Source organism: Pseudomonas sp. 10C3 (assembly GCF_036346185.1).
In the GTDB taxonomy this organism is placed as follows: Bacteria; Pseudomonadota; Gammaproteobacteria; order Pseudomonadales; family Pseudomonadaceae; genus Aquipseudomonas.
The window spans coordinates 153124-168225 of the sequence record NZ_JASJVE010000003.1 but is presented as its reverse complement, the minus strand read 5'-3'; the positions used below and the strand labels follow the sequence as shown (position 1 = coordinate 168225).

General features: G+C 59.2%; 12 protein-coding genes. All 12 read right to left on the bottom strand.

Translation table 11 applies throughout. The features are described 5' to 3' along the window. Window positions 1-86: 86 nt before the first annotated feature. Window positions 87-2021 (bottom strand): methyl-accepting chemotaxis protein, encoded by a 1935-nt coding sequence (locus QN399_RS04130; RefSeq protein WP_322177578.1) that lies wholly within the window; start codon window positions 2019-2021, stop codon window positions 87-89. A gap of 162 nt (window positions 2022-2183) precedes the next feature. Continuing rightward, the gene (locus tag QN399_RS04125) at window positions 2184-3476 is read right to left on the bottom strand and encodes an adenylosuccinate synthase (protein ID WP_219062433.1); all 1293 of its coding nucleotides are present in this window, start codon (window positions 3474-3476) and stop codon (window positions 2184-2186) included. A 54-nt stretch (window positions 3477-3530) separates the two neighbouring features. Then, entirely contained in the window at window positions 3531-4718 is a 1188-nt protein-coding gene (locus tag QN399_RS04120) for an ATP phosphoribosyltransferase regulatory subunit (protein ID WP_322177577.1), read from the bottom strand. Between the two features lie 292 nt (window positions 4719-5010). After that, the gene (gene hflC, locus QN399_RS04115) at window positions 5011-5880 is read right to left on the bottom strand and encodes a protease modulator HflC (RefSeq protein WP_322177576.1); all 870 of its coding nucleotides are present in this window, start codon (window positions 5878-5880) and stop codon (window positions 5011-5013) included. Further along, window positions 5880-7052, bottom strand: coding sequence for an FtsH protease activity modulator HflK (gene hflK, locus QN399_RS04110; RefSeq protein WP_322177575.1), 1173 nt, complete (start codon window positions 7050-7052; stop codon window positions 5880-5882). Before hflK ends, hflC begins: the two co-directional genes overlap by 1 nt. A 96-nt stretch (window positions 7053-7148) precedes the next feature. Next, window positions 7149-8450: a ribosome rescue GTPase HflX gene (gene hflX, locus QN399_RS04105; RefSeq protein ID WP_322177574.1), complete on the bottom strand. Its 1302-nt coding sequence runs from the start codon at window positions 8448-8450 to the stop codon at window positions 7149-7151. Between the two features lie 12 nt (window positions 8451-8462). Next, window positions 8463-8723: an RNA chaperone Hfq gene (gene hfq, locus QN399_RS04100; RefSeq protein ID WP_219062428.1), complete on the bottom strand. Its 261-nt coding sequence runs from the start codon at window positions 8721-8723 to the stop codon at window positions 8463-8465. Between the two features lie 93 nt (window positions 8724-8816). Then, window positions 8817-9788: a tRNA (adenosine(37)-N6)-dimethylallyltransferase MiaA gene (miaA, locus tag QN399_RS04095; RefSeq protein WP_322177573.1), complete on the bottom strand. Its 972-nt coding sequence runs from the start codon at window positions 9786-9788 to the stop codon at window positions 8817-8819. Then, the gene (gene mutL, locus QN399_RS04090) at window positions 9788-11683 is read right to left on the bottom strand and encodes a DNA mismatch repair endonuclease MutL (protein WP_323569474.1); all 1896 of its coding nucleotides are present in this window, start codon (window positions 11681-11683) and stop codon (window positions 9788-9790) included. The genes miaA and mutL overlap by 1 nt, the downstream gene beginning before the upstream one ends. A 38-nt stretch (window positions 11684-11721) precedes the next feature. Beyond that, on the bottom strand, window positions 11722-13146 hold the full coding sequence (locus tag QN399_RS04085; RefSeq protein WP_322278491.1) for an N-acetylmuramoyl-L-alanine amidase: 1425 nt from the start codon (window positions 13144-13146) through the stop codon (window positions 11722-11724). A 3-nt stretch (window positions 13147-13149) separates the two neighbouring features. Beyond that, window positions 13150-13620 carry a tRNA (adenosine(37)-N6)-threonylcarbamoyltransferase complex ATPase subunit type 1 TsaE gene (gene tsaE, locus QN399_RS04080; RefSeq protein WP_322277961.1) on the bottom strand — a complete coding sequence of 157 codons (471 nt, stop codon included), beginning with the start codon at window positions 13618-13620 and terminating at the stop codon, window positions 13150-13152. Then, the gene (locus tag QN399_RS04075) at window positions 13608-15098 is read right to left on the bottom strand and encodes an NAD(P)H-hydrate dehydratase (RefSeq protein WP_322277960.1); all 1491 of its coding nucleotides are present in this window, start codon (window positions 15096-15098) and stop codon (window positions 13608-13610) included. The genes tsaE and QN399_RS04075 overlap by 13 nt, the downstream gene beginning before the upstream one ends. Between the last annotated feature and the right edge of the window lie 4 nt (window positions 15099-15102).

Genomic DNA, 15102 nt, shown 5'->3' with positions numbered 1-15102 from the left:
CGTTTGAGATTCTAGATCAACCATCAAAAGCCGCCACCCCAGGGTGCGCCTGGCGCACCCTCTTCCAACTCTGTAGCTCAGCGCCGTCAGGCGCGGAACTGACCCAGGCTTGCCTTCAATTGTGCAGCCAGACCATCAAGCACCTTACCGCTGGCCGTGGTTTCTACAACCGCCTGAGCCGCGCGCTGAGCCTGAGCATGAATAACTTCCACTCGGCCCCTCACCGCTTGCGCGCCCTGCGCCTGATGCGCCGCAGCCTCGGTTGCAAGACCTATGGCGGCATGAACCTGTTCTACCGATGCCTGCACCGTCAATTGCAGCTTGGCGCTGCTGCGCAACACCGCCAGCCCCTCGCTGGCCTGCCGACCTGCCAAGCCAATGGCTGCCACCGCTTCTTTGGCACCCTGCTGCAAGGCCCCGATATGCGCCTGGATATCACCTGTGGAGCTTTGAGTCTTGCTGGCCAGCGCACGCACTTCGTCTGCCACCACCGCAAAACCGCGACCCGTCTCACCCGCCCGCGCAGCCTCGATTGCCGCGTTAAGGGCCAGCAAATTGGTTTGCTCGGCAATACCGTGAATAACCGTCAACACCACTTCAATCTGCTCGCTTTGCTGGGCCAGACGCTCAATGACCTTGGCGCCGGTATCAACCTGCCCCGCCAACGCTTCGATCAAGTTACCCACCTGCGTTGACGTCCGCGTGTTTTCGTCGGTCGCGACTCGAATGTCGACAACCTGCTTCAAGGCCGCCTGCATTGCATTACTTTCTGCCTGAGCCTCATCCGCCATCTGCGAAAGGGCTTTGAGACTGGCGGCCACTTCATCTCGCTGCAATTCAGCCGCCTTGCCCGACCCGGCGTTACGCAGGCTCAAGGCGCCAATTTCCACCCCGGTACGCTGCGCCACATCCCCCGCCTCACGCACGATAGGCTGAAGCTTGTCGACAAAACGATTGACCGCTGACGCCATGTCACCGATTTCGTCGTTACTGTTGAGCTGTACGCGCTTGGTCAAGTCGCCTTCGCCAGCAGCCAGATCATCCAGCGCTGCAATCAGCAGGTGCAATTTGCTCACGACCCGGCGCCCGAGCACTACGGCCAGCAGCAGCAATACGCCGAGACCGACCAGTGCCAGTCCCAGACCGATCCTCCAGCGCAATGTCGCTGCCGCCTCCTGGACCGTGATGCTGGTGTTGGCGGCCATTGCCGAGGCAGCGGTTTGCGCCCCCTGCAAACGCGTACGTAACGCGGCGGAACTATCGGCCGCCGCCCCCACCAAACTGTCAGAGACCAACTGTTCGCCACCGACAATTAAAGCGGAGAAGCGCTTGTCCAGAGCCGCAAGGTCCTGCTCGACCGTTGCGGTAGAAACCCCCATCAGCACCTTGCCGATTTCGACGCCATTAGGACTGATCGCGGCCTCGACGTAATACACCGAAGGATCATTCCTGGCGGCGTTCAGGACTTTATCCATCGCCCGGTCACCCTCCCCTTTGGCGAGCAAGGCTTTGATCTGCGGGCTATCGCGATTCAGATAACGCGTCAGGTGCTCACCTTGAGCATCGTCATAGATGACAAACAGCACATTGGGATTGCGCTGAGCGCGGCGGGCAAACTCCGACAGAGTCGGCGTATCGTTATCCCACATGGCACGCGGAGCGACCGCCGCCAGCAACTGCGCCATATCATTGGCCGAGTCCTTGAGGTCTTTTTCGAGCGTGCCGCGCAGCTGCACCTGCTCATCCTTCAGACGCGATGACAAACCTGCACTCAGGCGTTGACGAGTGCTGGATGACAACGCATCCAGACTGGAAGTAACTTCCCGACTCGCTTGCTCCAGCTCCGCAGACAGGTGTTGCGAATCTACACCTAGTCGAGTGGCCAAATCTGCCTCAAGCGCCGTCACCGTGCTCCGGGTCAGAGCAACCGCGACCAACACCTGCACCAAAAGGGCGACACCCAGGGCAATGAACACAGGCCGCAACAAGCGGCTACGTAAAAGAGAAAGGACGGCGGACACGGGATTATTCCTCTACTACGGATGCCATTAAAATGATGGCACTCTTTGGAACGATAATTACAGCAAGCGCCGTGCCGCGCCAGCACTAACCGATAGACAGAAACGACAAAGGGCCACATAAGTGGCCCTTTGTCGCATTCCAGTAACTATTTCAACGATTTATCAAGCAAACGGATGACGCAGCACGATTGTCTCGTTGCGGTCCGGGCCAGTGGAAATGATATCGATCGGCGCGCCGACCAACTCTTCCACACGCTTGATATAAGCACGGGCGTTTGCGGGCAGTTCTTCCAGGGTTTTAGCGCCCAAGGTCGATTCGGTCCAGCCCGGCATTTCTTCGTAAACCGGCATCAGGCCGATGTAGCTGTCAGCATCGGTTGGAGCATCGATCACTGCACCATTTTCGTTCTTGTAACCGATGCAGATGTTGATGGTTTCCAGACCGTCGAGCACGTCGAGCTTGGTCAGGCACAGACCGGAGATGCTGTTGATCTCGATTGCGCGACGCAGGATGACGGCATCGAACCAGCCGCAACGGCGAGCGCGACCGGTGGTTGCACCGAACTCGTGACCGCGCTTGGCCAGGAACGCACCAACATCGTCGAACAGCTCAGTCGGGAAAGGACCCGAACCGACGCGAGTGGTGTAAGCCTTGGTGATGCCGAGGATGTAATCCAGGTACATCGGACCAAAACCAGAACCGGTCGCGATGCCACCCGCCGTGGTGTTAGAACTGGTCACGTACGGGTAAGTACCGTGATCGATGTCCAGCAGCGAACCCTGGGCACCTTCGAACATGATGTCTTTGCCTTCGCGGCGCATTTCATGCAGCGCAGCAGTGACGTCGAGCATCATCGGCTTGAGCAGTTCAGCGTATTCCATGCACTCGTCGAGTGTTTTCTGGAAGTCGATGGCCGGTTCTTTGTAGTAATTGACCAGAACGAAGTTGTGGTAATCGAGCAGCTCACCCAGCTTGGCCGCGAAACGCTCGCGGTGGAACAGGTCGCCGATGCGCAGACCGCGACGTGCGACCTTGTCTTCGTAGGCCGGGCCGATACCACGACCGGTCGTGCCGATCTTGAGCTCGCCACGAGCCTTCTCACGCGCCTGATCCAGCGCAACGTGATAGGACAGGATCAGCGGGCAGGAAGGGCTGATACGCAGACGCTCACGTACCGGAATACCCTTCTCTTCAAGCTTGATGATTTCTCGCATGAGTGCGTCAGGCGCAACCACCACACCGTTACCGATCAGGCACTGCACGCCTTCGCGCAGCACACCGGACGGAATCAGGTGCAATACGGTTTTTTCGCCATCGATGACCAGGGTGTGACCCGCGTTGTGGCCCCCTTGGTATCGAACTACAGCGGTAGCATGTTCGGTCAGCAGATCAACGATCTTGCCTTTGCCCTCATCACCCCATTGGGTGCCCAGGACTACGACATTCTTACCCATAACACTTGTCCTCATTCGCGCAAACTTGGTGCCGGCTGCGGCCGACAGGGAAACTCAAGAAGCCAGCGGCACTAACTGCCAAAGCCCATCATGCTGAATCAATTGCCGGTCACAATCGGCTTCACGCGCGGCAGACACCGACTGCCCAGGCAATGCCTGAACCACACGATGACCTTCGCTACGCAATTGGCAGACCTGCTGCCAGAGTGCCGCATCAGTACTGTCCGGCATCCAGATACCGCCAGACGGTAGCTCGATGTCCGCACGCCCCAGGGTGACCAGGGTTTTCAAATCCGTGGAGAAGCCCGTAGCCGGGCGCGCCCGACCAAAGTCCGCGCCGATGTCGTCATAGCGACCGCCCTGGGCGATCATCTGACCTACGCCCGGCACGAACACCGCAAACACGACGCCGGTGTGGTAGTGATAACCCCGTAACTCACCAAGATCGAAGTACAGAGGCAATTGCGGGAAGCGCGCGGAAAGGCGCTCGGCAATCGCCAGCAAATCATCCAGGGCAGCCAACACTGGAGCAGGCGCATGGGCCAGTCGATCACGAGCGGACGCAAGCACTTCACGACCACCACACAAATCGACCAGCGCCCGCAGCATCGCAGCCAGATCAGCTGGCAAATCAGCGGTGAGCGCGATGACTTCGTCTATCGCCTTGCGCTGCAAAGCGTCGAACAACAGCTGCTCGACCTCGCCAGACAAATCGGCGGCACGTGCCAGGCCACGGTAAATACCGACATGGCCCAAGTCCATATGCACATCAGGCACGTCGGCCAGCTGCAGCATAGTCAACATCAGGCTAATGACTTCGACATCACTGCTCGGGCTGGCATCGCCGTACAACTCGGCGCCCAACTGAATCGGGCTACGCGAGGACGACAAGGCTCGCGGCTGCGCATGCAACACGCTGCCGGCATAGCACAGACGGCTAGGCCCTTCGCGGCGCAAGGTGTGCGCATCGATACGCGCCACTTGCGGCGTGATATCGGCACGGAAACCCATTTGCCGGCCTGATTGCGGATCGATCACCTTGAAGGTACGCAGATCCAGGTCCTGACCCGCGCCCGTGAGCAACGACTCCAGGTATTCGATATGCGGGGTGACGACGAACTCATAGCCCCAGCTCTGGAACAGATCCAACACCTGACGGCGCGCCACTTCAATGCGCGCCGCTTCCGGCGGCAGTACTTCTTCGATGCCATCTGGTAGCAGCCAGCGGTCAACCGTTGCCATTACGCCAATCCCCTATGATCCGGGCGGCCAGCCCTGAGGGCGAGCCTTGAGTGAAGCAGAGTGCGGTCACATTCTGAGCGCTTTTACATGCAAGCCCAACAGAACGAGCGGTCCGAGACCCGCTTTACAAACCGCTCTCCTCGAAAAACCTTGCCCAGCGCTTTACCACGCCATGGCCAATCAATCGTGCAGACGCAAAAAAGCCGGGATTTTCCCGGCTGCCGCATCATACACACGTTTTCCTAAACGATCACCCCGCCAGGCGGTTTTGCCGCCCGGCGGGGTGAACCGGTTACGGCTTGGATTTTTCCAGATAACGGAAGAAATCGCTGCTCGGGTCCAGCACCATCACGTCGCTTTTGTTCGCGAAGCTTTCACGGTAGGCGCGCAGGCTACGATAGAACGCGTAGAACTCCTGATCCTGACCGTAGGCCTTGGCGTAGATCGCGGACGCCTGGGCATCGCCATCACCGCGAGCTTCTTCAGACTCACGATAGGCTTCTGCCAGAAGAACCCGACGCTGACGATCGGCATCGGCACGAATGCCTTCTGCCAACTCGTTACCTTTGGCCCGATGCTCACGCGCTTCACGCTCACGTTCGGTACTCATCCGCTCGAAAACGCTGCGGTTCACTTCTTTCGGCAGGTCAATGCCTTTGACCCGGACATCAATAACTTCAATGCCCAGCTCTTTGCTTGCCATCGTGTTGAGCGAAGCGGTGATATCCGCCATCAACGCATCACGCTCACCCGACACCACTTCATGCAAGGTGCGCTTGCCGAACTGATCGCGCAGCCCGGATTCAAGACGGCGTGACAGACGCTCATCAGCGATCTGCTTGAGACCGGAAGTCGCAGTGTAGAAACGCTCAGCGTCCTTCACCCGCCACTTGGCATAGGCATCAACCATGACCGCTTTCTTTTCCAGCGTCAGAAAACGTTGCGTCGGTGCATCGAGGGTCATCAAGCGCCCGTCGAACTTGCGCACCTGATTGACGTACGGAACCTTCACATGCAGACCTGGCTGGACGTCCGCCTGGACGACACGGCCGAATTGCAGCAAGACCGCACGCTCAGTCTGAGCAACGATGTAGATGCTATTCCAGGCAACGACCGCCAGCACGACACAAACAATCAGGGCGATCAGCGATTTATTGCTCATCAGCGACTCTCCCTTGAACGCGCATCGTGCTGCTGTTGAGACTCGGTCGCAGCACGTGCGCCGATTTCATTGGCAGCGGCAGGTGCGCCGGTTGTCGGAGCAGTGGTGCTACGACCGCTTTCGATCATCTTGTCCAATGGCAGATAGAGCAGGTTGTTCTGCCCTTTGTTGCCACCGGTCACGAGAACCTTACTGGTGTTGCTGAATACTTCTTGCATGGTGTCCAGATATAGACGCTCACGCGTCACTTCTGGAGCCTTGCGGTACTCGACGACCAGCTTGGTAAAACGATCAGCTTCACCCTTGGCGCGGGACACGACTTCATCGCGATAGCCATTGGCATTTTCGACGATGCGTTGAGCTTGGCCACGCGCTTCGGGAATCACACCGTTAGCATAGGTTTCAGCCTGGTTACGCGAACGCTGTTCGTCTTCCCGGGCGCGAATCACATCATCGAACGCCTCCTGAACTTCACGCGGCGCAGCAGCACTTTGTACGTTCACCTGAGTCACGGTGATGCCGGTGCGATACGTATCGAGGAAGCGCTGCAGACGCTCCTTGATCTCACTGGCCATCAGCTCACGACCTTCAGTCAGCACCTGATCCATCGCAGTGGAACCCACTACGTGGCGCAAAGCGCTCTCAGTCGCATGCTGCAGACTGACTTCCGGCTGATCGACGTTCAGCACGAAATCTTTCAGGTTGGTAATTTTGTATTGCACGGTCAGCGGCACTTCGACGATGTTTTCGTCTTCGGTCAGCATCTGCCCTTGCTTGCTATAGGCACGCTCACGCGTGACGTTTTCCATATATTTACGATCGAATGGCGGGAAATAGATATTCAGACCCGCACCGACGGTTTCGTAGTACTTGCCGAAGCGCAGCACTACGGCCTGCTCCTGCTCATCCACGACATAGATGGCGCTATACAGCCAGACAGCCGCAATGACGACCAGACCAATGCCGAGCAGACCTAAACCGCCGCCCTTGCGTTGACCATCGTCCTCGCCGCCACCACGTTTTTTACCACCACCGAACAACCCGTTCAGGCTTTCCTGCAGCTTTCGGAAGGCCTCGTCGAGATCTGGTGGCCCCTTGCGGTCGCCGCCCTTGCGCTTACCACCCCAAGGATCCTGATTATTCGAGTTGCCACCCGGCTCATTCCAAGCCATAGCGCTCTCCATCTGATAAAGCAAAGACGCGCCCACGGCACGCCAACCAATGCTACAGAATGCCTGTGTCCGCGGCACAACCGCTTTCTCAGGCTTTTATTGCAAAGTGTGTTGCTCGATGAATTCCTGCGGCTGCATTCCTTCGCGACTCACCAGGCGATTGAACTCAACACGCGGCAAACGTACCGCCAACAAACTCCCGCCTTCCTCATCATGTTCTTCGCTTTGAACTGCGCCCAACTTGAAGAACTGAGCACGCAGTCGAGCAAAACGTTGAGGCAAGCGCAAGGTGCCAACGAATAAATCATCGCCCAACAGTTCAGCCACTGCTTGTTTAAGCAGATCCAGCCCTCGACCATCACGGGCAGACACCCAGACCCTCTGCGGCTTGCCATCGGCATCTCGCTGAATCTGGGGCTCGACCCCTTCAAGCAAATCGAGTTTGTTGTACACCTCAAGGATCGGCAAGCCATCCGCACCGATCTCGCCCAGCACCGCCATCACCTGTTCAATCTGCGCCATGCGCTCAGGCTCATGAGCGTCGATGACGTGCAAGAGCAAATCGGAGTTGCTCGATTCTTCGAGTGTGGAGCGAAACGCCTCGACCAGCTTGTGTGGCAGATGGCGAATGAAACCGACCGTATCAGCTAGCACGATCGGCCCAAAGTCATCGAGTTCGAGACGACGGAGGGTGGGATCTAGGGTCGCGAACAGTTGGTTTGCGGCAAAGACATTGGAGTCGGTCATCGCATTGAACAGCGTCGACTTGCCCGCGTTGGTATATCCCACCAGCGACACCGAAGGAATATCGGCGCGCTTGCGACCGCGACGGGCTTGGTCCCGCTGACTGCGGACCTTCTCCAGACGGCTCTTGAGCTGCCGCACACGCACACGCAACAAACGCCGGTCGGTTTCCAGTTGGGTTTCACCTGGACCGCGCATGCCGATGCCGCCGCCCTGTCGCTCCAGGTGGGTCCAGCCACGAACCAGACGAGTACTCATGTGATCAAGCTGGGCCAGCTCGACCTGCAATTTGCCTTCATGAGTGCGCGCTCGTTGCGCGAAGATATCCAGAATCAAACCTGTGCGATCAAGCACGCGACACTCGAAAACACGTTCGAGGTTGCGCTCCTGACTGGGCGTGAGGACGTGATTGAAAATCACGATATCTACGTGCTCGGCTTTGACCAGGTCGCGAAGTTCCTCGACCTTACCGCTGCCGATCAGGTATTTAGCTGTTGGCCGATGACGCGGCACGCTGACAAACGCGACGGTCTCGGCGCCAGCAGAAATCGCCAGCTCCTGAAACTCCTGCGGATCTTCACGCGCCTCAGGGTCCTGACCATCCAAGTGAACGAGAATGGCCCGTTCACCACCACCGTGGCGCTCAAAGAACAAAGCAGACTCCTATCAGGCGTTACCTGGCTCAGCGTCGCCCAGCTCCGTTTCGGCTGCGCTAGGCAGGCGAATTGGACGAACTGGCACAACGGTAGAGATAGCGTGTTTGTAAACCATTTGGCTGACGGTGTTTTTCAGCAAAATTACGAATTGGTCAAAGGACTCGATCGTGCCTTGCAGCTTGATACCGTTAACCAGATAAATCGAAACCCCAACCTTCTCTTTACGCAAAGTATTCAGGTAAGGGTCTTGTAGCGAATGCCCTTTTGACATGTGCCGCACTCCTTTAAGGATCAATAGAAAAAAAATAGTAAGCAAATTGACTTAGGCCGCCACCCCCCAAGGATAGACGGCAATTGCACGGTATCAGCTCAATATGGAGACCGATGCCATGTATTTCAAGGCACGTGGCAGATTGTCGCAAGCCAGACTGTCCAGCCACTGCAAATCTGCCCAACTACGCAACCAGGTAAACTGTCGCTTGGCCAACTGGCGCGTGGCAATAACGCCACGCTCCTGCATCTGGTCCCACGTCAGTTTGCCATCCAGATGATCCCAGACTTGGCGATAGCCCACGGCTCGCATCGACGACAACCCCGCATGCAGGTCACCTCGTGCTCGCAGAGCTAGGACCTCGTCAACGAACCCCTGTTCCAGCATATGTACAAATCGTTGCGCAATACGGTCATGCAGTACGTGGCGATCTGCCGGAGCGATGGCCAGGTTTGCGACAGTATAGGGCAATTGATGACGTCCCGAAGCGGCTGCGTCAGTACTTTGCGCAGTTTGTTGCTCGCGATGTGCGGTCATGCTCAATCCGCTCACCCGATAAACTTCCAGAGCTCGAATCAGCCGCTGTGGATCATTGGGATGAATTCGCGCCGCCGACACCGGATCAACCTGGGCCAATTGATCGTGCAAGCCCTGCCAGCCAAGCGCGGCGGCCTCGGCTTCTAGCTGCGCACGAACGCTCGCATCGGCGGGCGGCATATCCGCCAACCCCTCCTGCAATGCCTTGAAATACAACATGGTGCCGCCCACCAGCAGCGGAATATTGCCGCGCGCAGTGATGTCGGCCATCGCAGCCAATGCATCGGCACGAAATTCGGCAGCCGAATAGCTTTGCACGGGGTCAATAATGTCGATCAGGCGATGGGGGAACTCGGACAACAGCTCTTTGGACGGTTTGGCGGTGCCGATGTCCATGCCGCGATACACCAACGCCGAATCGACGCTGATCAGCTCGCAGGGCAGAACCTTGGTCAGCTCAATGGCCAGATCGGTCTTGCCTGCAGCGGTGGGGCCCATGAGGAAGATAGCCGGGGGCAAAGCACTCATCAGCGACCACGCAGGAAAAGTTTGTCCAGATCGTCCAGACCCATCTGGGTCCAGGTCGGTCGACCATGGTTGCATTGGCCACTGCGCTCTGTGTTTTCCATGTCGCGCAGCAACCCGTTCATCTCCGGCAGGGCCAGGCGCCGATTGGCGCGAATCGCGCCGTGACAGGCCATGGTCCCCAGCAGCTCGTTGAGGTGTGCCTGAATCCGGTCACTGGTGCCGTATTCCATCAGGTCAGCCAACACATCATGCACCAGCCGATTGGCTTCGGCTTGCTTGAGCAACGCCGGGATCTGCCGAATCGCCAGGGTTTCCGGGCCCAGCCGCTGTAGCTCGAAGCCCAGGCGCTGGAACCAGGTGACATGTTCTTCGGCGCAATCGGCCTCACGCTGACTGACTGCAATGGATTCCGGGACCAGCAATGGCTGGCCGCTCAGTCCTTCGCTGGCCATGGCGATTTTCAAGCGTTCGTACATGATGCGTTCGTGGGCGGCATGCATGTCCACCAGCACCAGACCGTGGGCATTTTCCGCGAGGATATAAATCCCCTTGAGCTGAGCCAGGGCATACCCCAGCGGCGGGATGTCGTCCTGAGAGCCAGGTAAAGGCGCCGCACCGCCTTCAGGCAGCGGCGCGAAGAACTCGCGATACGCGCTTTGCGCCTCGGCCGTCGGCAGTGGCGCGGAGGTGCGAGGCGAGTACTGGTATTGATACCCAGCGCCTGAACCTGAGCCCGCCGGCCGCACGTAAGGTTCGGCCTGTGGCTGTTCCAGCAGATTATTGGCCAGGCGCATTTCGCCTTGAGGGCCGAACTCACCCGCATCCGGGCCGCTCGGGCGGATCAGCGCCGTCGCTGGAGCGGTACCCGCCAGCTGATCTTCCGGGCGGACATCCCCTAGCGCACGGTGCAGCGTGCCATACAGGAAGTCATGCACCATGCGCCCGTCACGGAAGCGTACTTCGTGTTTGGTCGGGTGCACATTAACGTCGACCACCGCCGGATCGACTTCGAAAAACAGGACGAAGGTCGGGTGCCGACCATTGAACAGTACATCGCGGTACGCTTGGCGCACCGCATGGGCGACCAGTTTGTCGCGCACCGCACGGCCGTTCACGTAGAAATATTGCAAGTCTGCCTGACTACGGGAGAACGTCGGCAAACCGACCCAGCCCCATAAGTGCAGACCGTTGCGCTCAACCTCGATCGGCAGCGCCTGCTCCAGAAAGCCTGGACCGCAGATGGCTGCCACACGCCGGGCGCGAGCGTTGTCATCATTCGCTTCGTGCAGGCTGAGGATCGTCTTGCCGTTGTGCCGTAAATGAAACGCGACATCGAAACGCGCCAGCGCCATGCGTTTGATCACTTCTTGCAGGTGATCGAACTCGGTTTTTTCGGCTTTGAGGAATTTGCGCCGCGCCGGGGTATTGAAGAACAGATCGCGGACTTCGACTGAAGTGCCCACCGGGTGAGCGGCGGGCTGCACCCGCGAGGCCATGTCGCGGCCTTCGGTTTCGACCTGCCATGCTTGATCGGCATCACGGGTGCGCGAGGTCAGGGTCAAACGCGCCACCGAGCTGATCGACGCCAGCGCCTCACCCCGAAAGCCCAGGCTCATCACTCGTTCAAGGTCTTCCAGTTCGCGAATTTTACTGGTTGCGTGCCGTGCGAGCGCCAACGGCAAATCATCGGAGGAAATCCCGCCGCCGTCATCACGGACACGCAACAGCTTGATCCCGGCCTGTTCGACATCGATATCGATGCGCTTCGCCCCTGAATCCAGGCTGTTTTCCAGCAGCTCCTTGATCACCGATGCAGGCCGCTCGACCACCTCACCGGCCGCGATCTGGTTCGCCAGCCGCGGGCTAAGCAGCTCAATCCGCGCACTGCTATTGATCTCAACACTGTCGGTCACACCGTCCACTGCCGACTCGCTCATGGCTGAGCTGCCAACGCATTACTCGGGATATCCAGCCGCTGCCCCACTCTGAGCTCATCGGAACTCAAGCTGTTGGCATGACGTAGTGTCGCCACGCTCACCTGGTAACGAACCGCGATCATGGCCAGCGTCTCACCCGAGCGAACCGTGTGGTCGCGCGGCCCCTGGACGATCTTGCCACTGTCCCGCAGCCAGGCGATATAGGTGCCCAGCGGTGGATTCTGTTGGAAGAACTGTTTCACACCCGAGCTGATCGAGCGCGCCAATGCCTGCTGATGAGATGAACCTGCGAGTTTCGCCGCTTCCTCCGAGTTGGAGATGAAGCCGGTCTCTACCAGGATCGATGGGATATCCGGAGATTTGAGCACCATAAACCCGGCCTGCTCGACCCGGGATTTGTGCAGCGACGTAACGCGCCCAATATTGCTCAGGACTTTCTGCCCGACATTGAGACTGGAAGACAGTGAGGCGGTCATGGACAAGTCCAGCAGCACCCCGGCCAACATCTTGTCCTTGTCGTCGAGGCTTACGGCGCCAGCACCACCAATCAAGTCGGAACGGTTTTCACTGTCGGCCAGCCAGCGCGCGGTTTCGGACGTAGCACCGCGCTCGGACAGGGCGAACACCGACGCACCGAACGCGGCCGAGGACGGCGCGGCGTCGGCGTGGATCGAAACGAACAGGTCGGCGCCCTTCTTGCGGGCGATCTCCGTACGTTTGCGCAACGGAATGAAATAATCACCAGTACGCGTCAACTCCGCACGGTAGCCTTTCTCCGAGTTGATCTGGCGCTGCAGTTCTTTGGCAATAGACAGCACGATGTCTTTTTCTTTCTGACCTCGCGCACCACCCGCGCCAGGGTCTTCGCCACCATGGCCAGCGTCGATGGCAATCACGATATCGCGTTTGCCGTTGGGAACAGGCACCAGCCTGATCTCAGGCTTGGCCGGACTGACGGGCGCAGCGGGCGCGGTGTTGGCCGCTGTATCGGGCACCACCGGGCTCGCCTCGGCGTCCTGATCGAACAGATCGACCACCAGACGGTTGCCATACTGCTGGTTGGGAGCGAGGATAAAGCTTTTCGGGTTTACGGCCTTTTTCAGGTCGATAACCACGCGCAAGTCGGTCGGCGTGCGCTGAGCCGAACGCATGCTGGTGATCGGGGTGTTAGCCGTAGAGATCTTCAACGGCGCCGCCAGCGTCGCGCCGTTAATGTCGATAACCAAACGATCAGGTGATGTGAGGGTGAAAACACTGTGCTGGACCGGCCCGGACAAGTCGAAAACCAGCCGAGTGTTGTCCGGTGCGCGCCATAAGCGAACACTTCGTACCTGTGTAGCGGCTAACGCGTCAACAGCCAGCGCCGTCAGCAGCAGACCTACAACAGTAACCAGCGCGCGCATGCGCATACCTAACCCCATCATTTATTTGAATTCCAAAGCCAAAGCGGCACACCAGGTTTCGCCACGCGAGCCTCTCGGGCTCAAAGTCAGTGATCGACCTTCCGCATGCGTCCTAATGGTAATGGTCAGGTCGGGCTTTGGCAAAAAGCCCGCACCACGTTGGGGCCACTCGATCAGACAAAGCGCACTCCCATCGAAGTAATCACGGATACCCATGTACTCTAGCTCCTCCGGATCGACCAGCCTGTACAGATCAAAGTGAAAGGCCCGAACCGGTCCGATTTCATAGGGTTCGACCAGGGTGAAGGTCGGGCTTTTGACGGCACCGACATGCCCAAAGCCCCGGATAATCCCGCGTGACAGGGTGGTTTTGCCCGCACCGAGGTCGCCTTCGAGAAAGATCACCCCAAGCCCTTCGGTAACCTGAGCGATACGTGAACCGAAGCTCATCATGGCGTCTTCATCGGCCAGGTGCAGCGTTAGTTCAGACACGGTGACTGTTCCTCCAATAACTGACGAATGGCTGGAATGACATCACTGGCCGCCAGCCCCCGGCCCGATTTCCCTGCACGCTCGCCAGCGCTGGCGTGTAACCAGACCGCCAGACACGCCGCTTCGAACGCCGGCAGTTTCTGCGCCATCAGCGCCCCGACCAGTCCAGCGAGCACATCGCCCAAACCAGCAGTGGCCATCGCCGGATGACCGTGATCACACAACGCCAGCCGCCCATCGACGCTGGCAATCAGGCTGCCCGCCCCTTTGAGGACGACAACCGTCTTGTATTTCTGTGCCAGCGCCTGCGCCGCAGCCGGACGATCCGCCTGAACCGCCTGAGTGCTGACCCCCAACAACCGCGCCGCTTCGCCTGGATGCGGGGTGATCACGCTATCGGGCGGCAGGGTCACAACGCCAACGGCCAACAGATTCAGCGCATCGGCGTCCCACACTTGCGGACGCTGGGCATTGGCCGCCGCTGACAACAGGCTGCGCCCCCAACTGGCCTGACCCAAACCAGGCCCCACCACCAGCACGGCAGCCGGCTCGATCAAGGCGCGCAATTGATTGGCCGAGCTGATGCCCGCGCTCATGACTTCCGGGGCTCGCGTCAGCGCGGCCGGCACATGTTCACGGCGGGTCGCGAGCGTCACCATGCCCGCACCACTGCGCAAGGCGCTTTCTGCCGACAACAGGGCCGCACCACCAAACCCGTGATCACCGCCAATCACCAACACGCGACCGAACAGCCCTTTGTTCGCCGAGGCAGATCGAGCGGCCAGACGCGGCAAATTAAACGTATCCAGGCGTTTAGCACTGACGGGCGTTTGCGCCACGATCAGCGGATCGGCCTGCAGGTCATCGAATACCAACTCGCCAACCCGGTCCACGGCATCGCCGGTGAGCAACCCCAGCTTCAGACCGATAAAGGTCACCGTGAGCTGAGCCCGAACCGCAACGCCAAGGGTTTTACCGGTGTCGGCACACACCCCGGAAGGAATATCGACCGCCACGACAGGCAGACCGCTGGCATTGATCGTATTGATCGCGCTGCGGTAAGGCTCTCGCACCTCACCGCTCAGGCCCGTACCAAGCAGCGCATCGAGGACAATGCCGCTCAGCACCCGCTCGGTGGACCAGCGCACGATGCTGACGCCCGCCTTCACCGCCTCGGCGTGTGCCTGCAAGGCGTCGCCAGACAATTGTGCAGGATCACCCACCGCCAGCACCACGACCTGCCAGCCCGCTCGCCGGGCCTGCGCCGCGACCAGATATCCGTCACCGGCGTTATTCCCACGCCCTGCCAGCACGGTCAATTCACGTGCCTCTGGCCAATGGCGACGCAATGCTCGCCACGTCGCATGGGCCGCACGCTGCATCAATTCAATGCCAGGCGTGCCGGCCGCAATCAGGCGGGCGTCGAGGTCTCGCACGTGGGCTGCGCAGTACAATGCGTCGGGTTTAGTTGGCAACATGCGT